The sequence below is a fragment of the Blastopirellula marina genome (assembly GCF_002967715.1).
Classification (GTDB): Bacteria; Planctomycetota; Planctomycetia; order Pirellulales; family Pirellulaceae; genus Bremerella; species Bremerella marina_B.
Map to the genome: position 1 here is coordinate 1 of NZ_PUIA01000048.1, position 697 is coordinate 697.

At 59.7% G+C, this 697-nt stretch carries 2 pseudogenes; one reads left to right on the top strand and one right to left on the bottom strand.

Features of this window, described 5'->3' with window-relative positions:
• Window positions 1-163: pseudogene (locus tag C5Y96_RS16025) on the top strand (GntP family permease); the annotation flags it as partial.
• A 194-nt stretch (window positions 164-357) separates the two neighbouring features.
• Here the strand turns inward: C5Y96_RS16025 and C5Y96_RS27415 are convergent.
• Window positions 358-697, bottom strand: a pseudogene (locus tag C5Y96_RS27415) (endonuclease/exonuclease/phosphatase); the annotation flags it as partial.

The window sequence follows — 697 nt, forward strand, 5'->3', positions numbered from 1 at the left end:
GATGGGATCGTGGATGAACGACAGCGGCTTCTGGGTCTTCGCCAAGATGAGCGGCCTGACCGAAGTCGAAGCGCTAAAGTCGTGGACGCTGCTGCTGTTGGTGCTGGGGGGCGTCAGCTTCCTGTCAACGCTCGCCTTCGCAACGCTCTTGCCGCTGGTGTAGGGGCAAATAGTAGCCCGACGCGCGAGCGAGGGAAATGGGGTCGAGAAGAAAAGCGGACAGCTGAAAGCGGTAAGAAGAACACTCACCCGTAGCTGCCGCAAGATTTTTAACCGAGCGACGCCGCATTCCTTTCCTCAAGTAGCCCGACGCATTTCCCTCGCTCGCGCTGCGGGCTACTATTCTTGCTAACTTCGTTAGCGAACGGGCGCTCCGGCGCCCGACGCGATGGCCGATGGTCCCGCTTCGTAGGCGGAGAACTCGCCCCAGACCGGCAAGTGGTCTGAGACATCCATCGCCTGGTCGAGCGTCAGGCCAAACTCTTTTTGCGTGTCGTACACGGCGGCCCGGCCGGTGAACTCTTGCGTATCGTTCGCCAGGAAGACGAGATTGTCGTAGCTTGATTTGCGGAGCGTGTTGGTCGGCTCGTCCGCCACGGTATAGGTAATGCCAGGGATCTGGCCCAGCGCACCCAGCTTCTTGTAGCTGACGTTCAAATCGCCCAGCAGAATCACGTCATCTTCGTTGCCGCTGTAG